17 protein-coding genes are annotated in these 20,684 nt (G+C 67.2%); 10 read left to right on the top strand and 7 right to left on the bottom strand.

From position 1 onward, the window contains the following. Positions 1 to 33: 33 nt before the first annotated feature. On the bottom strand, positions 34 to 2,961 hold the full coding sequence (locus tag ACFMBG_RS13770) for an error-prone DNA polymerase (RefSeq protein ID WP_421055314.1): 2,928 nt from the start codon (positions 2,959 to 2,961) through the stop codon (positions 34 to 36). Between the two features lie 175 nt (positions 2,962 to 3,136). Between ACFMBG_RS13770 and ACFMBG_RS13765 the strand changes: the two genes are divergently transcribed. Then, the gene (locus ACFMBG_RS13765) at positions 3,137 to 3,601 is read left to right on the top strand and encodes a DUF1203 domain-containing protein (RefSeq protein ID WP_421055272.1); all 465 of its coding nucleotides are present in this window, start codon (positions 3,137 to 3,139) and stop codon (positions 3,599 to 3,601) included. Positions 3,602 to 4,057: 456 nt separating this feature from the next. Then, complete coding sequence (locus ACFMBG_RS13760) at positions 4,058 to 4,513, top strand: tetratricopeptide repeat protein (protein WP_421055271.1); 456 nt, start codon at positions 4,058 to 4,060, stop codon at positions 4,511 to 4,513. A gap of 194 nt (positions 4,514 to 4,707) precedes the next feature. Here ACFMBG_RS13760 and ACFMBG_RS13755 read toward each other — a convergent pair whose 3' ends face one another. Next, positions 4,708 to 5,637: an ATP-binding cassette domain-containing protein gene (locus ACFMBG_RS13755; RefSeq protein ID WP_421055270.1), complete on the bottom strand. Its 930-nt coding sequence runs from the start codon at positions 5,635 to 5,637 to the stop codon at positions 4,708 to 4,710. 71 nt (positions 5,638 to 5,708) lie between these two features. Between ACFMBG_RS13755 and ACFMBG_RS13750 the strand changes: the two genes are divergently transcribed. Both ACFMBG_RS13750 and ACFMBG_RS13745 read left to right on the top strand, forming a co-directional pair. Beyond that, positions 5,709 to 5,891, top strand: a complete 183-nt coding sequence (locus ACFMBG_RS13750; protein ID WP_421055269.1) for a zinc-finger domain-containing protein — start codon at positions 5,709 to 5,711, stop codon at positions 5,889 to 5,891. A gap of 43 nt (positions 5,892 to 5,934) precedes the next feature. After that, positions 5,935 to 6,420: a flavodoxin family protein gene (locus ACFMBG_RS13745; protein ID WP_421055268.1), complete on the top strand. Its 486-nt coding sequence runs from the start codon at positions 5,935 to 5,937 to the stop codon at positions 6,418 to 6,420. A gap of 48 nt (positions 6,421 to 6,468) precedes the next feature. Here ACFMBG_RS13745 and ACFMBG_RS13740 read toward each other — a convergent pair whose 3' ends face one another. Continuing rightward, the gene (locus ACFMBG_RS13740) at positions 6,469 to 7,176 is read right to left on the bottom strand and encodes an SDR family NAD(P)-dependent oxidoreductase (protein WP_421055267.1); all 708 of its coding nucleotides are present in this window, start codon (positions 7,174 to 7,176) and stop codon (positions 6,469 to 6,471) included. 209 nt (positions 7,177 to 7,385) lie between these two features. On the opposite strand from ACFMBG_RS13740, the gene polA reads away from it, so the two are divergent. Further along, on the top strand, positions 7,386 to 10,196 hold the full coding sequence (gene polA / locus ACFMBG_RS13735) for a DNA polymerase I (RefSeq protein WP_421055266.1): 2,811 nt from the start codon (positions 7,386 to 7,388) through the stop codon (positions 10,194 to 10,196). A 313-nt stretch (positions 10,197 to 10,509) separates the two neighbouring features. Here the strand turns inward: polA and ACFMBG_RS13730 are convergent, their stop codons facing one another. The 3 genes from ACFMBG_RS13730 to ACFMBG_RS13720 all read right to left on the bottom strand — a co-directional run bounded on the left by ACFMBG_RS13730 (position 10,510) and on the right by ACFMBG_RS13720 (position 11,934). Next, on the bottom strand, positions 10,510 to 10,746 hold the full coding sequence (locus ACFMBG_RS13730) for a DUF2798 domain-containing protein (protein WP_421055265.1): 237 nt from the start codon (positions 10,744 to 10,746) through the stop codon (positions 10,510 to 10,512). Positions 10,747 to 10,836: 90 nt separating this feature from the next. Next, positions 10,837 to 11,073 carry a DUF2798 domain-containing protein gene (locus tag ACFMBG_RS13725; protein WP_421055264.1) on the bottom strand — a complete coding sequence of 79 codons (237 nt, stop codon included), beginning with the start codon at positions 11,071 to 11,073 and terminating at the stop codon, positions 10,837 to 10,839. A gap of 108 nt (positions 11,074 to 11,181) precedes the next feature. Continuing rightward, complete coding sequence (locus ACFMBG_RS13720) at positions 11,182 to 11,934, bottom strand: hydroxypyruvate isomerase family protein (RefSeq protein ID WP_421055263.1); 753 nt, start codon at positions 11,932 to 11,934, stop codon at positions 11,182 to 11,184. A gap of 163 nt (positions 11,935 to 12,097) precedes the next feature. Between ACFMBG_RS13720 and ACFMBG_RS13715 the strand changes: the two genes are divergently transcribed. After that, entirely contained in the window at positions 12,098 to 13,057 is a 960-nt protein-coding gene (locus ACFMBG_RS13715; protein WP_421055262.1) for a DMT family transporter, read from the top strand. Positions 13,058 to 13,182: 125 nt separating this feature from the next. Here ACFMBG_RS13715 and ACFMBG_RS13710 read toward each other — a convergent pair whose 3' ends face one another. Further along, entirely contained in the window at positions 13,183 to 13,779 is a 597-nt protein-coding gene (locus tag ACFMBG_RS13710) for a DUF1285 domain-containing protein (protein WP_421055261.1), read from the bottom strand. A gap of 64 nt (positions 13,780 to 13,843) precedes the next feature. On the opposite strand from ACFMBG_RS13710, the gene ACFMBG_RS13705 reads away from it, so the two are divergent. The 4 genes from ACFMBG_RS13705 to ACFMBG_RS13690 are packed head-to-tail and all read left to right on the top strand — an operon-like array spanning position 13,844 to position 20,576. Then, positions 13,844 to 14,851 carry an AAA family ATPase gene (locus ACFMBG_RS13705; protein ID WP_421055260.1) on the top strand — a complete coding sequence of 336 codons (1,008 nt, stop codon included), beginning with the start codon at positions 13,844 to 13,846 and terminating at the stop codon, positions 14,849 to 14,851. Then, complete coding sequence (locus tag ACFMBG_RS13700) at positions 14,848 to 15,741, top strand: DUF58 domain-containing protein (RefSeq protein ID WP_421055259.1); 894 nt, start codon at positions 14,848 to 14,850, stop codon at positions 15,739 to 15,741. Before ACFMBG_RS13705 ends, ACFMBG_RS13700 begins: the two co-directional genes overlap by 4 nt. Continuing rightward, the gene (locus ACFMBG_RS13695) at positions 15,738 to 18,521 is read left to right on the top strand and encodes a DUF4159 domain-containing protein (RefSeq protein ID WP_421055258.1); all 2,784 of its coding nucleotides are present in this window, start codon (positions 15,738 to 15,740) and stop codon (positions 18,519 to 18,521) included. The genes ACFMBG_RS13700 and ACFMBG_RS13695 overlap by 4 nt, the downstream gene beginning before the upstream one ends. A gap of 12 nt (positions 18,522 to 18,533) precedes the next feature. Next, positions 18,534 to 20,576 (top strand): hypothetical protein, encoded by a 2,043-nt coding sequence (locus ACFMBG_RS13690; protein WP_421055257.1) that lies wholly within the window; start codon positions 18,534 to 18,536, stop codon positions 20,574 to 20,576. Positions 20,577 to 20,684 lie beyond the last annotated feature (108 nt).

Below are 20,684 nucleotides of genomic sequence, written 5' to 3'. Positions count from 1 at the left end.
CGGCTCCTGCCCCCTTCTTCTTTGCCCAAATACTCAATCCCCCGGTCCGCCCTCTGCGCCGCTGCCGGCGTTCTGCGGCGTCAAGAGATGCCGGATCAGCGCCACCGGATGCGCCCGCAAGCTCAGCCGCATGGCGACGTAGTCCTCCACCACTTCCTCGCCCAGCCCCATCTGCGGCAGGTTTGCCTCCGGCTCATAAATCGCCTCGCCGTCCAGCTCGCGGGCAAACAGCGGCAGCGGCTTGCGGGCGGTGATTGCCTTGGCCGCCCACAGCGCCTCGCGCCGGTTCATCCCCAGGGAGGCAAAGGCATCCGCCTCCGCCAGCCGCTCGATCACCGGCGGGGCGATGCCGGCCTTGCGCCAGACATCCTCGACCTCGTGGTAGCCATTGCCGCGCGCCGCGGTCAGCCAGGCGGCGTCCTCATCGCGCAAGCCTTTCACCTGCCGGAACCCCAGCCGCAGCGCCAGGCCGCCGTGGCCGTCGGGCTCCATCACGTTGTCCCAGTAGGAATTGTTGATGCAGACCGGGCGCACCTCCACCCCGTGCGCGCGGGCGTCGCGCACGATCTGGGCGGGCGCGTAGAACCCCATCGGCTGGGCGTTCAGGAGCGCGCAGGCGAAGATGCCCGGGTGGTGGCACTTGATCCAGGCCGAGGCATAGACCAAGAGCGCGAAACTGGCGGCATGGCTTTCCGGAAAACCGTAGGAGCCGAACCCCTCGATCTGGGAAAAGCAGCGTTCGGAGAATTCGGTGTCATAACCGTTTGCCGCCATGCCGCGCAGGAACAGGCTGCGGAATTCGCTGACGTTGCCGTGTTTCTTGAAGGTCGCCAAGGATCGCCGCAGCCGGTCGGCCTGTTCCGGCGAGAAGCCCGCGCCGACGATGGCGATCTGCATCGCCTGCTCCTGAAACAGCGGCACGCCGAGGGTCTTGCCCAGCACCTCGCCCAGCGCATCCGACGGGAAATGCACCGGCTCCTCGCCGTTCCTGCGGCGGATATAGGGGTGCACCATGTCGCCCTGGATCGGGCCGGGGCGGACGATGGCGACCTCGATCACCAGGTCATAGAAGCAGCGCGGCCGCATCCGCGGCAGAAAGTTCATCTGCGCCCGGCTTTCGACCTGGAAGACGCCGACGCTGTCGGCGCGGCACAGCATATTGTAGACCGCCGGGTCCTCCGGCGGCAGGGTGGCGAGGCTGTAGTCCAGCTGGTGGTGCTGCTGCATCAGGTCGAACGCCTTGCGGATGCAGGTGAGCATCCCCAAGGACAGCACATCGACCTTGAGAATACCGAGCGTGTCGATGTCGTCCTTGTCCCAGCAGATGACCGTGCGCCCCTCCATGGTGGCATTTTCAATGGGCACCAGCTCATCCAGGCGGCCCTGGGTGATGATGAAGCCGCCCACATGCTGGCTCAGGTGGCGGGGGAAGCCGATGATCTGCTCCACCAGCTGCATGGTCAGCTGCAGGCGGCGGCTGCTGGGGTCGAGGCCGATCTCGCGCATCCGCTCGGCCTCCACGCCCTTGGTGCTGAAAAATCCCCAGAGCTGGGAGGACATGGCAGAGATGGTGTCCTCGGTCAGCCCCATGGCGCGGCCGACCTCGCGGATGGCGCGCTTGCCGCGGTAGTGGATCACCGTGGCGCAGAGGCCCGCGCGGTGGCGGCCGTAGCGCTCATAGATCCACTGGATCACCTCCTCGCGCCGTTCGTGCTCGAAATCGACGTCGATGTCGGGCGGCTCATCGCGGGCCTCGGAGACGAAGCGCTCGAACACCATGGTGCCGAGTTCCGGGCTGACCGAGGTGACGCCCAGGCAGTAGCAGACCACCGAGTTTGCCGCCGAGCCGCGGCCCTGGCAGAGGATCCCGCGGGAGCGGGCAAAGGCGACGATGTCGCGGACGGTGAGGAAATAGGGATCGTATTTCAGCTTGGCGATCAGGGCGAGCTCATGCTCCAGCAGGCGGCGGACCTTGTCCGGCGCACCGCCGGGATAGCGCCAGCGCAGGCCCTCTTCGGCCAGCCGCCTGAGGCGCTGCGGCGGGGTTTCCTCTGCGCTGCCTTCATCCGGGTAGTCATAGCGCAGCTCATCCAGCGAAAAGGTCAGCTGGTCCGCCAGCCGGGCGGCATTGTCCACCGCCTCCTCGTGGCCGCGGAACAGGCGGCGCATCTCCGCCTCGGACCGCAAGCGCTGCTCGCCATTGGCCATGGCGGCGCGGCCCAGGGCCTCGACCTTGCAGCGCAGGCGGATGGCGGTCAGCACATCGCCCAGGCGGCGGCGGCTGCCGTGGTGCATCCGCGGCGCGGCGCTGGCCAAGGCGGGCAGGCTCAGGTGTTTCGCCAGCTCTGCAAGCGCGGCAAAGCGGGCCCGGTCGCCGCCGTCATAGGCCGGCGTCATCAACAGGTGCATCCGCCCGGCAAAGCGGCGCGTCAGCCCCTCCATATGCGGCCCCCATCCGCCCGCGCCGCAGGGCAGATGTCCCGCCTGCGGCAGCAGCAGCAGGTGGAGCCCGTCCGCAAACTCCATCAGGTCGGCAAGGTGCAGGGTGCAGCTGCCCTTCTGAGCCCTCAGCCGCCCGGTGGAGATCAGCCGCGTCAGGCTGCCCCAGCCGGTACGGTTCAGCGGCAGCGCGATCACCTCCGGCGCATCGGTGAAGACCAGCCGCGCCGCCGGAATCAGCCGCGGCACATCATAGAGCGGGAAGGAGGGTGGCGGCGCGATGCCTTCGGGGCGCGGCGGGCCGATGGGGCTGTTGCGGCGCTCCCAGGCCTGCCGCTCGCGCACCCGGCGGGCGATGTCGCGGCATTCCGCATGGGCGCGCACGATGCCCGCCACGGAGTTTTCGTCGGCAATGGCGATCGCCGCGATCCCCAGCTCCAGCGCGCGGGCCGCATACTCCTCGGGGTGGGAGGCCCCGGTGAGGAAGGTGAAGTTGGAGAGGCAGGCGAACTCGGCAAACATGAGTCGCATGATATTCCCGTTTTGTTCTCATGTGGAGTCGCACCGGGCGGGCCTGCCGCGACGTGCCCCCGCGCCGCGCGCCAGCGCGGCGCCCGGCCCATGCGGGATGCGCAAGATCCGGGTCGATTGCAGCGGGGCGGGTCGGGCAGGGTGCTGTCAGCAAAGGAGAAACCCCATGACCAAGATCACCGCCCTGCCCACCGATATTGTCCGCGCCCTGCAGGATGGCGGCCCCGATGCCCACGGCCAGGCGCCTGAGCGCACTGTCTCGGACGGAGGTGCCAACCCCTGCCGCCACTGCCTGCAGTACATTCCCAAAGGCAAGGAAATGCTGATCCTGGCCCACCGCCCCTTTCCGGAGGCGCAACCCTATGCCGAGACCGGGCCCATATTCCTCTGTGCCGATCATTGCGCACGCCATGAGCGAGAGGCGCTGCCCGAGGTTCTGGAGCGTGCCCCGGACTACCTGATCAAGGGCTACAGCGCCGATCACCGGATCGTCTATGGCACCGGCATCGTGATCCCGCAGGCGGAGATGATGGCGCGGGCCGGAAAGATCCTGGAGGATGAGCGGGTGGAGTACGTCCACATCCGGTCGTCGCGCAACAACTGCTATCAGGCGCGGATTGACCGGGGGTGAGACCAGAGTTTCGGGCTTCAGCCTGAAAATAGCGCCTTGCAGAAGACGGCTCCGCAAATGCCTGGCCAGCCTGGCCGGGCAATAAAGCTCGCTCACCACACAGCCGTGGCCCTCTTTACAGCACAATCCATATTGCGGGTACATCAGCACTTCGCGGAAAACGGACATACTTCACGCATGCAGCGATAGACTGCAACAAGCCCGACGAGGCCATGATTAAAAAACCACTTCAGGCTGTTTAAACCGGCTGGTAGGGTTCCTCAATCAAGAGGGCGATCTGGGGTTGACCGCATGCATTTAGCTAACTTTTTTGGTTTATTGTTCTTAATTTTAACAGTCAACTCGGCACAGGCAGGGAGTGTGGAAGACTGCTCTCAGGAGAGCAACCTTAAGCTAAGCGTTTCCGGATGCACAAAAGTTATCAAGGCCGCTAGGTTTTCAGGCAGGAAGCTCGCCATGACATACTACTTTCGCGGGAACGCACATCGGCGGATGGGCAATCTTGATCTTGCACTCAAGGATCTAAACCAGGCTGTGCAGATCGATCCAGATTTTAAGGACACATACATCGATCTAGGGATTTTGAGCAAGCAGCGCGGTCAATATACGCAGGCAATTAAGATCTACAATCGTGCATTGAAGATCGATCCCAATTTCGCAAAGGCCTATTACAACCGCGGAAACGTGTTTTTCAAGCTGGACCAGTTGGGACGCGCGGTAGAGGACTACGACAGGGCAACCGCTCTTGAGCCAGAATATTTCTTCCCTTTCATAGGGCGCGCTTGGGCAAAATACGCGTTGGGCCAATATGCGGATGCATTGTCTGCGGCAGATATCGCGCTTTCACTTAGACCAGGCAACGAAGATGCGCTCCAAATACGGGCACTGATTGTAGCTGCCTCGGGAAAGTAGCAGAAAGCCATTGAGGAAGTTGGCTACCAGTTTGATGCCGGCGGTATCTATCAGGTGGAGGCAGTCCAAGAGGCGCTAATGCCGGATGACCGCTTAGTCTGCACATCCGCAGCCCAAACCGGTCCCGGCGACTGTCTGCTTGGCACCAATCTGGCGCCCGCAAGTAGCTTTGAACCAGGGCTGAAGTTAAACCCTCAACCCGACTTCGTCAGCGACAGGAAGACATCTTCCAGATCCGCCTCCTCGGTTTTCACGTCGCGGATGCTGATCCCGGCGGCGCGGACTGCGGCCAGAACTTCTTCGGCGCTGGTCGTGCGGCTGCGGTAGCGCAGCACCACGGCGCCGTCTTCGCGCAGGCTGGACTCGATACCGTCGCCCTGCGGCAGCACCTCGGCGGGCTCTGCCGGCTGCACCACCATCGTCTTGGCATCGAGCCGTCCCAGCAGGCTTGCCTTGGAATCGCGCGCCACCACCTCGCCCTGGTTGATGATGGCGATCTCGTCGCACATCTCCTCGGCTTCCTCCAGATAATGGGTGGTGAGGATGATGGTCATGCCCTGCGCATTCAGCTTGCGGATGTTTTCCCACAGCATCTGGCGCAGTTCGATGTCGACACCCGCCGTCGGCTCATCCAGCACCAGAACCGAGGGGCGGTGGACCAGCGCCTTGCCCAGCAAAAGCCGCCGCCGCATGCCGCCCGAGAGCGTCCGGGCATAGGCCTCCGCCTTGTCCTCCAGCCCCACCATGCGCAGGATTTCGTCGCTGTGGCGCTCGTGCTTGGGCACGCCATAGAGGCCCGCCTGCACCTCCAGCGCGCCGCGCGGGGTGAAGAACGGGTCGAGGTTCAGCTCCTGCGGCATGACGCCAATGGCGGCGCGGCTCTGGCGCGGGTTCTCGTCCTGGTCGAAGCCCCAGATCGTCACCTTGCCGGAGGTCTTGCGCACCAGGCCCGCGAGGATGTTGATCATCGTCGACTTGCCCGCGCCATTGGGGCCCAGAAGCCCGAAGACCGAGCCGCGCGGCACCGTCAGATCAACGCCCTTCAGCGCGTGTTTCTCCGGCTGGCCCTTGTAGCCGCCGTAGATTTTGCGCAAAGCCTCGATACGGATTGCATCTGCACTCATCGCCGCTCTTGCCCCCGGTTTTTGCTTGGCTCATAAATGCGCCTAGCCGAAAACCGAAAGGACTGCCAGCCATGAGCATCGAAGCGCCGGAAACCAAGATCGTTGAGAGTCGCAAGGTGGCCTGTGACGGCAGCGAGGGCGCTCTGGGGCATCCGCGGGTCTATCTGCTGATCCCCGAAGAGGAGGGGTTCGTGGAATGCCCCTATTGCGACTGCAAATACGTCTACAAGGACGCGGCCAAGGCGGCGGAGTGATCCGGGCTTCCGGCCCGCGACCTGAGTGCATAGGCTGCGGCCCATGGCACAGCTTCTGATCGTCTATCACTCGCGCACCGGCGGCAGCCGCCAGATGGCGGAGGCCGCGTATGAGGCCGCGCGCGGTGAGACAGAGACCATCCTGAAACGGGCCGAGGACGCCGGGCCGGAGGATCTGCTGGCGGCGGATGGCTATATCTTCTGCGCGCCGGAGAACCTGGCGGCGCTGTCGGGGATGATGAAGGAATTCTTCGACCGCTGCTATTACCCGGTGCTGGGAAAGATCGAGGGGCGGCCCTATGCGCAGATGGTCTGTGCCGGATCGGACGGCGAAAACGCCGCCCGCCAGACCGCCCGGATCGCCACCGGCTGGCGGCTGAAGGAAGTTCAGCCGCCGCTGATCCTCTGCACCCATGCGCAGACACCCGAAGCGATCCTGGCGGAAAAGGTGATCCCGGAAGAGGAGCTGGAGGCCTGCCGCGAGCTGGGCCTGGCGATGGGCGCGGGCCTCAGCATGGGGGTGTTCTAGGCCCCTCCCCTGAGGCGGACAGAGGCGCTGCGGCAGGCGGCGCCGCGATCAGAGCTCGACGCGCACCTCGTGCATCCACAGTTTCGGCGGGCGCGACAGCATAAAGACCACCACATCGGCCAGATCCTCCGGCTCGGTGAAGATGTGGTTGGGGACCTCCTCGCCCGCCTTGGCGAACATGCCGGTGTTGCTGCCGCTTTGATAGAGGCCGGCGACGCGCACGCCGGTCTCTGCCTCATCCAGCTTCAGCACGTCGGTGAAGCCGCGCACCCCGTATTTGGTGGCGGTATAGACCGACTGGCCCGCCTGGGCGGCCACGCCGGACTTGGAGGCGACGTTGAGAATGGCGGCCTCGTCCCGGTCGCGCAGCGCGGGCAGCAGGTGGCGGGTCAGCTGCATCAGGCCGGTCAGGTTGGTCTGTACGGTGGCCATCAGCATCTCCTCGGAAATGCTGTCGAGCGGCCCGGCCTTGTGCCAGATACCGGCATTGTTGATCAGGATATCCACGCTGCCGAAGTCCTGGAGGATGGCCGCCGCCGCAGCCGCAATCGCCGCCGGATCGGTCATGTCCGCACCATAGCTGCGCGCCTCGGGGGCGCCGAGGCTGCGGGCCTCCTCTGCCACCTGTTCCAGCCGCTCCTGATTGCGGCCCAGAATTGCCAGCTTGCAGCCCTCGGCGGCCAGTTTCAGGCAGATATGCTTGCCGATGCCATCGCTGCCGCCCGTGACAATGACCGTTTTTCCGTTGAGCTGCATGGGGTTCGATCCTGCTGTGTGATGAAGGAAGGCTCGAGGTCTATCACAGGCATACTGCTGCCGGAACCCGCCGCCCTCCTGACGCGGCGACAGACCGCCGCCGCCGGTTCCTGCCACAGGCGGCAAACGGCAATTGCCCTTCCCTGCCGGATCACCGATAACCGGGAAACAGAACACGAACAGGTTTTCAAACGGGAGCGCGACAGGCCATGAGCGGGACAACATTCGGCAAGGGCTGCCATCTGCATCTGATCGACGGCTCGGCCTTCATCTTCCGCGCCTATCACGCGCTGCCGCCGCTCACGCGGAAATCCGACGGGCTGCCGATCGGGGCCGTGGCGGGCTTCTGCAATATGCTGTTCAAGCAGGTGGAGGACAACAAGGGCCCGGATGCGCCGACCCATGTGGCGGTGATTTTCGACTATTCCGGCAAGTCCTTCCGCAACGAGATGTACGATTTGTACAAGGCCAACCGCCCGCCCGCGCCGGAGGACCTGGTGCCGCAGTTCCCGCTGACCCGCGAGGCGACCAAGGCGTTCAACATCGCCTGCAAGGAGATCGAGGGCTTTGAGGCCGATGACATCATCGCGACGCTGGCCTGCCAGGCGCGTGAGGCCGGGGGGCGGGTGACCATCATCTCCTCCGACAAGGACCTGATGCAGCTGGTCGGCGGCGGCGTCGAGATGCTGGATGCAATGAAGAACAAGCGCATCGACAGCGACGGTGTGGTGGAGAAATTCGGTGTCGGCCCGGACCGGGTGGTGGATGTGCAGGCGCTGGCCGGTGATAGCGTAGACAACGTGCCGGGCGCGCCGGGGATCGGGATCAAGACCGCCGCCCTGCTGATCAACGAGTTCGGCTCCTTGGAGGAGCTGCTGGACCGGGCGGAAGAGATCAAGCAGCCCAAGCGGCGCCAGACGCTGATCGAGAAGCGCGATCAGATCGAGCTCAGCAAGCGGCTCGTCCAGCTGGACTGCAACATGGAGCTGGACTTCACCCTCGACGATCTGGAGGTGCTGGAGCCGGATGCGGAGACCCTGCTGACCTTCCTCGCCGAGATGGAATTCCGCACCTTGTCCAAGCGCATGGCCGACCGGCTGGGCATGGATGCGCCTGCAATCCCGGAAGCGCCGGCAGCGGCAGCGGTATCCGCGGCGGCGGAGGCGCCGGAAGCGGTGCCGTTTGACAAGGAGAAGTACGAATGCGTCCGCGACGCGGCGGCGTTGCAGGTCTGGGTGGACCGGATCCGCAATCGCGGCTGGGTGGCGGTGGATACCGAGACCACCGGCCTGGACGAGATGGTCGCAGATCTGGTCGGCATCTCGCTGTGCGTCGAGGCGGGCGAGGCCTGCTATATCCCGCTGGCGCACAAGGCCGGGGGCGATGATCTGTTTGGCGGCGAGGGGCTATCGGAGGGGCAGATGCCGCTGGAGGAAGCGGTGGCGCTGTTGAAGCCGGTTCTGGAAGACCCGGCGATCCTCAAGATCGGCCAGAACATGAAATACGACGCCAAGATCCTGCACCGCTACGGGGTGGACGTGGCGCCGATCGACGACACCATGCTGATGTCTTATGCCCTGCACGCAGGCCTGCATGGGCATGGGATGGACACGCTGTCCGAACGCTACCTCGACCACACGCCGATCCCGATCAAGCCGCTGCTGGGCTCCGGCAAATCGGCGATCACTTTTGACCGGGTGCCGATTGACGACGCGGTGCCTTATGCCGCCGAGGATGCCGACATCACGTTGCGCCTGTGGCAGCTGTTCAAGCCGCAGCTGCATCAGGAGCGGGTCACCACGGTTTATGAAACGCTGGAGCGGCCGCTGGTGCCGGTCTTGGCGGATATGGAGCGCAACGGCATCAAGGTCGACCGCGATACGCTCTCGCGCATGTCCAATGCCTTCGCTCAGAAGATGGCCGCGCTGGAAGCGGAGATTCACGAGCTGGCGGGCGAGAGCTTCAACGTCGGTTCCCCCAAGCAGCTGGGCGAGATCCTGTTCGACAAGATGGCGCTGCCGGGTGGCAAGAAGGGCAAGACCGGCGCCTATGCCACTGGCGCCGATATCCTCGAGGATCTGGCCACCGAACACGACCTGCCCGCGCGGGTGCTGGACTGGCGGCAGCTTTCGAAGCTGAAGTCGACCTACACCGACGCGCTGCAGGACCATATCAACCCGGACACCGGGCGGGTGCATACCTCCTACGCCCAGACCGGGGCGAGCACCGGCCGCATGGCCTCGACCGATCCGAACCTGCAGAATATCCCTGTGCGCACCGAGGAAGGCCGCCGCATCCGCGAGGCGTTCGTGGCGGAAGAGGGCAACGTGCTCTTGTCGCTCGACTACAGCCAGATCGAGCTGCGCATTCTCGCCCACATGGCCGGGATCGACACGCTGAAGCAGGCCTTTGCCGAGGGCCAGGACATCCACGCGATGACCGCGTCCGAGATGTTCGAAGTGCCGCTGGAGGAGATGACGCCGGAAATCCGCCGTCAAGCCAAGGCGATCAACTTTGGTGTGATCTATGGCATTTCCGGCTTTGGCCTGGCCCGCAACCTGCGCATTCCGCGCAAGGACGCCCAGGGCTTCATTGACCGCTATTTCGAGCGCTTCCCGGGCATCCGCAAGTACATGGACTCGACGGTGGAATTCGCCAAGGAGCATGGCTATGTGCAGACCCTGTTCGGGCGCAAGATCCACACCGCGGAGATCAATGCCAAGGGGCCGAAGGCGGGCTTTGCCAAGCGCGCGGCGATCAACGCGCCGATCCAGGGCACTGCCGCCGATGTGATCCGCCGGGCGATGATCCGGATGCCCGACGCCATCGCCCATCTGCCCGCGCGGATGCTGCTGCAGGTGCACGACGAACTGCTTTTCGAAGTGCCGGAAGCGGCGGTGGAGGAAACCATCGCAGCCGCGCGCCAGGTGATGGAGAACGCCGCCGACCCGGCGGTGCATCTGGACGTGAAGCTGGTGGTGGATGCCGGCCGCGGCCAGAACTGGGCTGAAGCACACTAAGAGCCGCCCCACGAGGCCGGCGGGGCGCTCCCGCCCGGCTACGGCCTGCCGGTCTCATCCCGTTGGGCCGGGCGCCGCTGACGCGGCGCGATGGGACGCGCAGCGGTTCGGCTCCGGGTCAAGGGAGGCGCCAGCCTCCGCGCGTCCCGCGCGGCTTGCCCTGAAAACAATCGGAAACGCCCCTCAAGGGCAGTCCTGCCCTTAGGGGCTTCTCAGCAAAACCCTTTGCGCCGCGCCAGCGGCGCCACGCCCAACGGCTGCTGCTGCATCTTTGATGCAGCTTGCAGCGGGCGGGAGGCCTTTCCGGACCTCTTCAGCCTCCTGCGGGCTGCTTGACCAGCCTGGCCACCAGCCTGCGCACCATGGGTGCCGCGGTGAAGGCCACGGCAAAGGCAATCGGCCAGCTGAGCGACCAGGCCTGCATCCAGTCACCGGTAAACCCGGCACCAAACCCAAGCGCCTTCCAGGTCGCCACGCCGGTCACGATGAATGACATCAGCCCCGACAGGATCAGGCTGAACACCACAGGGGCAAAACGGGCGGGCAGCATTGGCGGCATCCTTTCACTGGTCCTGCGCTTTATGCCGTGCCAGCCAATACATTTCAATTATCGAATGTGTATTCCGGCCATCCGCGGGCGTCATGCCGCATCCGGGTTGCGGATGGCGATGTCCACGATGCGGCGCACCAGCGGCGCCACCAGCAGCACAACCGGGAAGGCCACCGGCCAGCTGCAGGCCCAGGCGGTCAGCCAGGCAGCGGCAAAGCCCTCCCCTGTACCGCTCCCCCGCAGGGTGGAGACGCCCGACACGATCGAGGACATCATCAGCGACATCAGGAAGCCGGACAGAAGAGGCGCGAAACGGGCGGGGATCATGGCTGTCTCCTTGGCGGCGGCGGCCGGGTGCTGCAGGAGATATGCGGTGCCCTGAATGCGGAACAATCTGCGCCGCTGCACAGGTGCCTGCGCAGAGCGGCTTGGCGGTCAGCGCATCCAGCCCAGGCTGTCTTCGGTGCGCCGGGTCGAGGGGGTGTATTCGGCGCTGACCCAGCCGTCATAGCCGCTGGCGTCGATGGCGGCGAACAGCTCCTGGAAATCCACCGGCCCGGTGCCCGGCTCGCAGCGTCCGGGTGCGGCGCCGATCTGCACATGCACCGCGCGGCTGCCAAAGGTCTCCCACACCTTTGCCGCGTCGCCATGGATCAGCTGAGCGTGGTAGGCGTCATACTGCAGGCCGACGTTGGGCCGGTCCACCGCCTCCAGCACCTCCACCGCCAGGGTGTAGTCATCGAGGAAATAGCCGGGCTGGTCGCCGCTGTTCAGAGGTTCGATGGTGAACTGCTGCTCCGGTGCCCGGTCGGCCGCCCATTGCAGGTTTTCGACAAAGGTCTTCTGCGCTTCCGGCCCCTTGGCGTAACCGGCCATCACATGGATCTTGCCGGCCTTCAGCGCCTCGGCGTAGCGCAGCACCCGGCGGATGTCGCGCTGGAAGCGGTCGGTGCCCTCGGGCACTGCCGCATAGCCGGGCATGCCGCCGGTGTAATTCGGCGGCGGTGCGTTGATCAGCAACAGCTCCAGGCCATTGGCCAGCAGCGCGCGCTGGGTTTCCTTGGCGGCGAGCTCATAGGGGTAGAGGATTTCCACCGCCTCGAACCCGGCCGCGGCGGCGGCCTGGAACCGGTCGAGATAGGGCAGCTCGGCAAACAGCATCGAGATGTTGGCTGCGAATCTGGGCATGCGGGTCCTCCTGGCTTCACGGTGGTTTATCGCGCGCGAATCCATGAGGCCAAGACACAGAAAACGACGCATTGTCGCTTTCCCGCAAGACAGGCCTTGCAGGCTCTGGTTGCGTGCCGGGAAAACCGGCAATTTTTCGCTGGAATTTCAAAGGATAGCAGCCATGACGATGAGTCCTGAGCGCCTGCCCGCAGGCGAACACGCCTCGCCGCCCGCCCGGGCGCTTGGCGGCAACGCCCTGGCCGCCGCCGCGATGATCACCTGGGCCGCGGGGTTTCCGGCGGCGGAGGTGCTGCTGCAGACCTGGCCGCCGGTGGTGCTGCTGGCGGCGCGGCTGGCGCTGGCGGCGGCCGGCATCCTGCTGCTGTGGGGGATGCGGGAAGGCGTGCAGGCCCTGCTGCGCGCGCCCTGGCGCAAGGGGCTGATGATCGGCTTTTTCGGCTTTGGCACCAGCGCCTATCTGATCATCCAGGCGCAGGTGCTGACCAACGCGGTGACTGCGGCGCTGATCTGTTCGGCGGCGCCGGTGATCGGCGGGGTGATCGAGATGCTGCAGGGCCAGCGGCGGCTGGGCGTGCGGTTCCTGCTGGGCGCGGCGGCGACGGTTCTGGGCGGGGTGATTGCCACTTCTTCCCTCAGCGGGGCGGAGCTGGGGCTGGGCGCAGCCGCCGCCGCGGTTGCGATCACGCTCTACACCTGGGCGAGCTCCGCCGCGGTGCGGGCGCTGCCGGATCTGTCCCCGGCAGGGCGCAGCTCCGTCACCATCTGCGGCGGGCTGCTGCTGGCATGTGTGATGACCCTTGGCACGGCGCTGTTGGGTGGTGAATGGCTGCCGCGGGCGCCGGTCACCGGCCACCAGTTGCAGATGCTGCTGATCTTCGGCCTGGTATCGGTGATGCTGAGCCAGCTGCTGTGGCTGTCCTCGGTGGACCGGCTGGGAGTGGCGCTGGCCTCCTTCCACACCAACCTGGCGCCGTTCTATGTGATGATCCTGATGCTCTTCCTGGGGGAGAGCTGGGAGTGGCCGCAGGCTGTTGGAGCCGCTGTGGTCGGGCTGGGTGTGGTTGTTGCGCAGGACAGGCGGCCCAAGCTGGCGGAGCCGCTGGGCGGCAGCCGGGTGTGAGGCTTGAAGGAAGTCAAGAGGGCAGCGCCTGACCCTGGGTGGGCGCACAAGCGCCCTCCCGTGGGGAGGGTCGGGCGCTGCCCGGCTTATCGGCCGGGCGATGACCCATCAGGATGCCGGAGGAGTTAATCTGCTTCCAGCTCTGGCGACGGGATCAGCGGGAAGAACGCCCCGCCGGACCAGACGCCGAACCAGCCGTCGTGGTGCTCGCCCAGCTCCACCAGCCGGTAGAAGCTCTTGCGGTCGATCAAGGCCTCCAGCCCGGCCCGCACCATGACATAAGGCGCGGGCTCGCCGCTGCTGCCATCGCGCTCCACCCGGACCGGGTGCTCCGGGCCGGCCGCTGCGGTATCACCGATATTGGTGGTGAAGGTGATAAGCTGATCGCGCCCCTGCCCCGCAGCTTCGAAGTCCACTCCCACAAAGGGCGCGTCCTCAACGGTGATGCCGACCTTCTCGACCGGGGTGACCAGGAAATACTTGCCGTCCTCCAGCTTGAGGATCGAGGCAAACAGCTTGACCAGTTCGAACCGGTTGAAGGGCGTGCCGAGGTAATGCCAGCTGCCGTCGCGGGCGATGCGGATGTCCAGATCACCGCAGAACGGCGGGTTCCACAGGTGGACGGGCGGCAAACCTCCGCGCTTACCCGCCTCTTTTCCAGCCGCTTTTGCTGCCGCGGCAAGGCCTTCGGCATCGGGTGTCACGGGGTTTTGTCCGCTCATTGCTTTTGCCATTTCCTGTCAGCACGATAGAGTAACAGCATATATCCGGGAAACGAGGAATGTCATGCCTGAAACGGACGATCTGCTGGCCGGCATCGAGGCGCTGGAAGCCAAGCTGCAGGAAGCGCGCGCGTCGATCACCAAACGGTTCATCGGCCAGGAACGGGTGGTGGACCTCACCCTCTCGGTGCTGCTGTGCGGCGGCCACGGGCTGCTGATCGGCCTGCCCGGCCTGGGCAAGACCCGGCTGGTGGAGACGCTGAGCACGGTGATGGGGCTGGACGGCAACCGGATCCAGTTCACCCCGGACCTGATGCCCGCCGACATTCTGGGCTCCGAGGTGCTGGATACTGCCGCCGACGGGCACCGGTCGTTCCGGTTTGTGCCGGGGCCGGTGTTCTGTCAGCTGTTGATGGCGGATGAAATCAACCGCGCCAGCCCGCGCACCCAGTCGGCGCTGCTGCAGGCGATGCAGGAGCGGATGGTGACGGTGGCGGGCGAGGACCGCTCCCTTGGCGCGCCGTTCCATGTGCTGGCGACCCAGAACCCGATTGAGCAGGAGGGCACCTATCCGCTGCCGGAGGCGCAGCTGGACCGGTTCCTGTTGCAGATCGACGTGAACTATCCCGACCGCGCGACCGAGCGGGACATTCTGCTGGCCACGACTGGGGCAGAGGAGGCGGAGGCTTATCAGGTGTTTACCGCTGCTGAGCTGATCGAAGCGCAGACCCTGCTGCGGCGGATGCCGGTGGGCGAGTCGGTGGTGGAAATGATCCTGGACCTGGTGCGCGCGTTCCGCCCTGAAGAACCCGGCGTGTCGGAGCATGTGGCGCAGACCGTGGCCTGGGGGCCGGGTCCGCGGGCGGCGCAGGCCCTGATGCTGGCGGTGCGGGCGCGGGCGCTGCTGGAGGGGCGGCTGGCGCCCAATGCCGAGGATGTGCTGGACATGGCCAAGCCGGTCCTCAGCCACCGGATGCAGCTGAACTTTGCCGCCCGTGCGCGCGGTGACAGCCTGGCGGCCCTGATCGAGGAAACCGCAGCAGATCTGGCCCGGACCGGGGCCGCCGCGTGACCAGGCCTGCCGCCTCTCAGGCCGCAGTTGGACTGCGGCACCGGGCGGAGGCCGAGGCCAGCGCCTTTCCGCCGCTCCTGGTGCAGGCGCGGCATCTGGCCGGGTCGGTGCTGATGGGCGAGCATGGCCGCCGCCGGGCCGGCACTGGGGATGATTTCTGGCAGTACCGCCCGGCCCAGGCGGGCGACAGCCGCCGGATGATCGACCACCGGCGCTCTGCCATGGGCGACATCCAATACGTGCGCGAGCGGGAATGGCATATCTCGCAGACGGTGCATCTGTGGGTGGATACCGGTGCGTCGATGCGGTTCGCCTCCTCGGCCAAGCTGCCGCAGAAAATTGATCAGGCCCGGCTCCTAGGCCTCGCCGCGTCGGTGCTGATGGTGCACGGCGGCGAGCGGGTGGGCCTCACTGGCGGCAGCCTGCCGCCCCGGCGCGGCAATGTGCAGATCCTGCGGCTGGCCGAAGCGCTGTCGGACGACGAAGAGGAAGATTACTCACCGCCCAACGGCCGCGCGCTGATCCCGCACACGCGCGCCCTGTTCATCTCGGATTTCCTGGGCCCCTATGAGCCGATGGAGCAGGCGCTGTCCAAGGCAGCCGCGCGCGGCGTCCGGGGCGTGCTGCTGCAGGTTCTGGACCCGGCGGAGGAGGCGTTTCCGTTTTCCGGGCGCACCCTGTTCGAGAGCATTGGAGGCGGTGTTACACATGAAACACTGAAGGCCTCTGCCCTGCAGGAGCGCTATCTGGGCCGGCTGGCGGAGCGGCGCGCGGCCCTGGAGCGGCTGTGCCACGAGGCGGGATGGCGGTTCGGGCAGCATCACACTGGCGACTCAGCGCAGAACGCGCTGATGTGGCTCTATCACGCAATGGAGCGGACCGCGCCATGACAATGATTGCGGGCATCGGCTTTACCGCGCCCTGGCTGCTGCTGGGCCTGCTGGCCCTGCCGGTACTATGGCTGCTGCTGCGCGCGGTGCCGCCTGCGCCCAGGCGCCAGCCGTTCCCGGCGGTGACGCTGCTGCTGGGGCTGAAGGACGACGAGAGCCTGTCGGACCGCACGCCCTGGTGGCTCTTGCTGCTGAGGACGCTGGCGGTTGCGGCGGCGATCATCGGGCTGGCCGGTCCGGTGCTGAACCCTTCGGCCGAGGAGACCGGCGGCAGCGGGCCGCTGCTCGTCGTGATGGATGCGAGCTGGGGCGGTGCCGCGGAGTGGAAACAGACCACCGCCCAGGCCGCGGTGCAGCTGGAGGAGGCAGGCCGTGCCGGACGCCCGGTGGCCGTCCTGCGCCTGAGCGCGCCGGAACCGCTGCTGTTCCGTGCGGCCAGCGATTGGCAGCGGCAGCTGGCCGGGCTGGTGCCCCTGCCCTGGCAGCCGGGACCGGAGCAGCTGGCGCAGGCGCTGGAGGCGATTGACGGCGCCGAGGGCCGCTTTGACACCGTCTGGTTCAGCGACGGGCTGGAGTATCCGGGCCGCGAGGGGCTGGTCCAGGCGCTGAGCCGCCGCGGCGGGATCGAAGTCTATGAACAGCCCGCGCCGGTGCTGGGGCTGATGCCCGCCAGCTATACCGGCGGGGCGATCGAGCTGACGGTGCAGCGCAGCCGTGCGGGGCCCGCGCAGGAGGTCGCGGTTGTGGCCCAGGGCAAGGACCCGGGCGGAACCGAGCGCAGCCTGGCGGCGCTGCCGCTGCGCTTTGCCGATGGCGCCCGCAGCGCCTCGGCCGAGCTGTCGCTGCCCGCGGAGCTGCGCGCGCGGCTGTCACGGTTCGAAATCCGCGAGGTGAGGTCGGCGGGCGCCGTGGCCCTGACCGATGAAAGCCTGCGCCGCCGCGAGGTTGCGCTGGTGTCCTCCGAAAGCGCCGATGAAGGCCTGGCCCTGCTGTCGCCGCTGCACTACCTGCGCCAGGCACTGGCGCCCTCGGCGGAGCTGCTGGAGGGCGCGCTGGCGGATCTGCTGCCCGCCAATCCGGATGTGATCGTGCTGGCCGATGTGGCGCGGCTGGCCCCGGACCAGGAAGACCAGGTCATCGAATGGGTGGAGAACGGTGGCCTGCTGTTGCGCTTTGCCGGGCCGCGGCTGGCCGCCAGCGACACCGCCCGCAGCGGCGAAGAACCCCTGATGCCGGTGCGCCTGCGCATTGGCGGCCGCAGCATCGGCGGCGCGATGAGCTGGGGCGAGCCGAAGACGCTGGCGCCCTTTGCCGAGAGCTCGCCCTTCTACGGGCTGGAGGTGCCTGAGGAGGTCGCGATCAGCTCGCAGGTGGTGGCGCAGCCCGATCCGCAGCTGGCGGAGCGCGTCATCGCCGAACTGGCGGACGGCACGCCGCTGGTCACCCGCAAGACGCTGGGCCAGGGCCAGGTGGTATTGTTTCACGTGACGGCCAATGCGGAGTGGAGCAGCCTGCCGCTGTCGGGGCTGTTCGTGTCGATGCTGGAGCGGCTGGCGGTGTCCTCTTCCGCGGCGACGCCAAAGGCCGAGGATCTGGAAGGCACCACCTGGACACCGGTCGAGGTGCTGGACGGGTTCGGCCGGCTGGAGGCGGCGGAAACGCTGCCGGGCGTCAAGGGGCCGGACCTGGTGGCCGCCCCCGCGGGGCCGGAGCTGCGGCCCGGGGTTTATGATGGCGGGCGGCGGATGCTGGCGCGCAACGTGCTGCGCCCGGGCGATGAGCTGCTGGCGGCGCGCTGGCCCGCCTTTGTCGCGGTCAGCGGCTATGACGCCCCGCAGGAGATGCCGCTGGGCGGGGCGCTGCTGACCCTGGCGCTGGCGCTGCTGGCGCTGGACGTTTTGGGCACGCTGGCGGTCTCCGGCCTGCTGGGCGGCGCGCGCACGGCGGCGCTGGCGGCGGCTGTGGGGCTGGCGGCACTGGCCGCTCCGCAGCAGCTTCGGGCGCAGGACGTGCCTTCGCCGGAGGATTTCCGGGCCGCCGAGCTGGCCTCGGAACTGGTGCTGGCACATGTGCTGACCGGCGATCCTCAGGTCGACCGGGTTGCCGAGGCGGGCCTGCGGGGGCTGTCGGACACGCTGTTCTTCCGCACCTCGGTGGAGCCGGCCAACCCGGCAGCGGTGGATCTGGAGCGGGATGAGCTGGCGTTTTACTCGCTGCTGTACTGGCCCGTTACCCGCGACCAGCCGCTGCCTTCGTCCGAGGCTTACGGAAAGCTGAACGCCTATCTGCGGGCGGGCGGGATGATCCTGTTCGACACCCGCGACGCCGATCTGTCGTCTTCGGGCGCGACCAGCCCGGCGTCGCGGCGGTTGCAGCAAATTGCCCTGCCGCTGGACATTCCGCCGCTGGAGGTGGTGCCGGAGGACCATGTGCTGACCCGCGCCTTCTACCTGCTGCAGGATTTCCCGGGCCGCCACAGCCGCGGTCCGGTCTGGGTGGAGGCGGCGCCGCCCGATGCGGAGCAGGCCGAGGGCATCCCGTTCCGCAACCTAAATGACGGGGTGACGCCGGTGGTGATCGGCGGCAACGACTGGGCCGCGGCCTGGGCGGTGGATGAAAACGGCCGGCCCTTGCTGCCGGTCGGGCGCGGCTATGCCGGCGAGCGGCAGCGGGAGCTGGCGTTCCGGTTCGGCGTCAACCTGGTGATGCATGTGCTGACCGGCAACTACAAATCCGACCAGGTGCATGTGCCGGCCCTGCTGGACCGGCTGGGGCAATAGGGAGCGGATGCGATGACACAGACGATCCTGTTCGACCCGCTGGTGCCCTGGCCCGTGATCTGGGCCGCGGGTGCGGTGACCCTGGCGGCGCTGATCCTGGGGCTGTGGAAGGGGCTGTCGGGCTGGGGCCTGCGGGCGCTGGCGGCGCTGGTGCTGCTGGCTGCCTTGTCCGGCCCGGTGCATCAGAGCGAGGACCGCGCCCCCCTGGATGACATCGTGATCGTCGCCGAGGACCAGACCGCCAGCCAGCAGCTGCGCGGCCGCCCGGAGCAGATGGCCCGCGCCCGAACCCAGCTGAAGGCAGCGCTGGCGAACCGGCCCGGCACCGAGGTGCGCTGGGTCACCGTTGCGGATGGCGCGGGCGATGAGGGCACCCAGCTGATGAGCGCCATTGCCGGGGCGCTGGCGGATGAGCCGCGGGCGCGGGTCGCGGGCATCATCGCCCTGTCGGACGGCCAGGTGCATGACGCGGACCAGGTTCTGAACCTGCCGGCGCCGATGCATCTGCTGCTGACCGGCCGCGAAGACGACTGGGACCGCCGCCTGATCGTCAAGAACGCCCCCGGCTTTGCCATCATCGGCGAGCCGGTGACGCTGACGCTGCGGATCGAGGATCAGGGCGCGGTGCCAGTTCAGGGCGGTTTTGCCGATCTCGACATCTCGGTCGGAGGCGATGCGCCGCAGCGCTTTACCCTGCCGGTCGGGGTCGATTTCGAGCTGCCGATGGTGCTGCAGCACGGCGGCCGCAACGTGATCCAGTTCTCCGTCCCGGAAGAGCCGGGTGAGCTGACCGCGCGAAACAATGCCGCGCTGGTGCAGATCAACGGGGTGCGCGACCGGCTGCGGGTTCTGCTGGTCTCGGGCGAGCCGCACGCGGGCGGGCGCACCTGGCGCAACCTATTGAAATCCGACAGCGCGGTGGACCTGGTGCATTTCACCATCCTGCGCCCGCCCGAGAAACAGGACGGGGTGCCGGTGGAGGAGCTGTCGCTGATCGCCTTCCCGACGCGCGAGCTGTTCCTGGAAAAGATCAATGACTTCGACCTGATCATCTTTGACCGCTACAAGCGGCGCGGCATCCTGCCGGCGGTCTACCTCGACAATGTGGCGAATTATGCGATGGGCGGCGGCGCGGTGCTGGTGGCCGCGGGGCCGGATTTCGCCAGCGCCGACAGCATCTACCGCTCGCCGCTGTCGCTGATCCTGCCTGCGGAACCCTCGGCGCGGGTGCTGGAAGAGCCTTACCGCCCGGAAGTCACCGATCTGGGCAAGCAGCATCCGGTGACCTCCGGCCTGGAAGGGGCGGCGGACTGGGGCCGCTGGCTGCGCCAGATTGAGCTGCGCGCGCCGGAGGGGCATGTGCTGATGAGTGGCACCGGCGAGCGCCCCTTGCTGGTTCTGAACCGGGTGGGTGAAGGCCGGGTGGCGCTGCTGGCCTCCGACCACGCCTGGCTGTGGAGCCGCGGCTATGAGGGTGGCGGGCCGCAGCTGGAGCTGCTCAGGCGATTGGCGCATTGGATGATGAAGGAGCCGGAACTGGAGGAGGAGGCGCTGTGGGCCGAGACCTCGGGCCAGCGGATGCGCATTCTGCGCCGGACGCTGGCAGGCGCGGCCGGCCCTGTCACGGTGACCAATCCGGATGGATCCACGGTGGAGCTGGCGTTGCGCCAGACCGCGCCGGGCCAGTGGGAAACCCGCTATGAGGGGCCGGAAGCGGGGCTGTACCGGCTGGAAGAAGGCGGCAAGACCGCGGTGGCCGGCCTAGGGCCTGCCGCACCGAAGGAGTTCGAGGAGACCCTGGCCTCTGGCGCTGTGCTGGCCCCGGTGCTGGCGCCTTTGCGCGGCGGGGTGCTGCGGCTGGAGGACGGGATGCCCGCCCTGCGCAGCGTGCGGGCCGGGCGGCCGGCTGCCGGGCGCGGCTGGATCGGCCTGACCCCGCGCGAGGCCTATGAAACACTGTCGGTGTCCCAGGGGCCGCTGCTGCCCGCCTGGCTGGCGCTGGTGATGGCGGCGTTTTTCCTGACGGCCGGCTGGCTGCGCGAGGGGCGGCGCTAAGCAGCCTCAGCCGGGACCGCCCGCTGGACCGGGGAGTACTCCCGCCCATCGCAGGCGTCCTGGCGGACACCGCTCTGGTTGGGCCCGGCGCCGCGCCAAAGGCGCGGC

It is taken from the genome of Leisingera coralii (genome assembly GCF_049056525.1).
GTDB classification, from domain to species: Bacteria; Pseudomonadota; Alphaproteobacteria; order Rhodobacterales; family Rhodobacteraceae; genus Leisingera; species Leisingera coralii.
The sequence above is the reverse complement of the archived record's forward strand: the minus strand, read 5'-3'. Positions and strand labels throughout refer to the sequence as shown.

Coding starts and splice junctions, on each gene's coding strand:
- ACFMBG_RS13745 (WP_421055268.1), top strand. CDS start 5,935: ATGGCACAGCTTCTGATCGTCTATCACTCGCGCACCGGCGGCAGCCGC.
- ACFMBG_RS13760 (WP_421055271.1), top strand. CDS start 4,058: ATGACATACTACTTTCGCGGGAACGCACATCGGCGGATGGGCAATCTT.
- ACFMBG_RS13750 (WP_421055269.1), top strand. CDS start 5,709: ATGAGCATCGAAGCGCCGGAAACCAAGATCGTTGAGAGTCGCAAGGTG.
- ACFMBG_RS13690 (WP_421055257.1), top strand. CDS start 18,534: ATGACACAGACGATCCTGTTCGACCCGCTGGTGCCCTGGCCCGTGATC.
- ACFMBG_RS13710 (WP_421055261.1), bottom strand. CDS start 13,779: ATGAGCGGACAAAACCCCGTGACACCCGATGCCGAAGGCCTTGCCGCG.
- ACFMBG_RS13715 (WP_421055262.1), top strand. CDS start 12,098: ATGACGATGAGTCCTGAGCGCCTGCCCGCAGGCGAACACGCCTCGCCG.
- ACFMBG_RS13720 (WP_421055263.1), bottom strand. CDS start 11,934: ATGCCCAGATTCGCAGCCAACATCTCGATGCTGTTTGCCGAGCTGCCC.
- ACFMBG_RS13740 (WP_421055267.1), bottom strand. CDS start 7,176: ATGCAGCTCAACGGAAAAACGGTCATTGTCACGGGCGGCAGCGATGGC.
- polA (WP_421055266.1), top strand. CDS start 7,386: ATGAGCGGGACAACATTCGGCAAGGGCTGCCATCTGCATCTGATCGAC.
- ACFMBG_RS13765 (WP_421055272.1), top strand. CDS start 3,137: ATGACCAAGATCACCGCCCTGCCCACCGATATTGTCCGCGCCCTGCAG.
- ACFMBG_RS13725 (WP_421055264.1), bottom strand. CDS start 11,073: ATGATCCCCGCCCGTTTCGCGCCTCTTCTGTCCGGCTTCCTGATGTCG.
- ACFMBG_RS13705 (WP_421055260.1), top strand. CDS start 13,844: ATGCCTGAAACGGACGATCTGCTGGCCGGCATCGAGGCGCTGGAAGCC.
- ACFMBG_RS13695 (WP_421055258.1), top strand. CDS start 15,738: ATGACAATGATTGCGGGCATCGGCTTTACCGCGCCCTGGCTGCTGCTG.
- ACFMBG_RS13755 (WP_421055270.1), bottom strand. CDS start 5,637: ATGAGTGCAGATGCAATCCGTATCGAGGCTTTGCGCAAAATCTACGGC.
- ACFMBG_RS13730 (WP_421055265.1), bottom strand. CDS start 10,746: ATGCTGCCCGCCCGTTTTGCCCCTGTGGTGTTCAGCCTGATCCTGTCG.
- ACFMBG_RS13770 (WP_421055314.1), bottom strand. CDS start 2,961: ATGTTTGCCGAGTTCGCCTGCCTCTCCAACTTCACCTTCCTCACCGGG.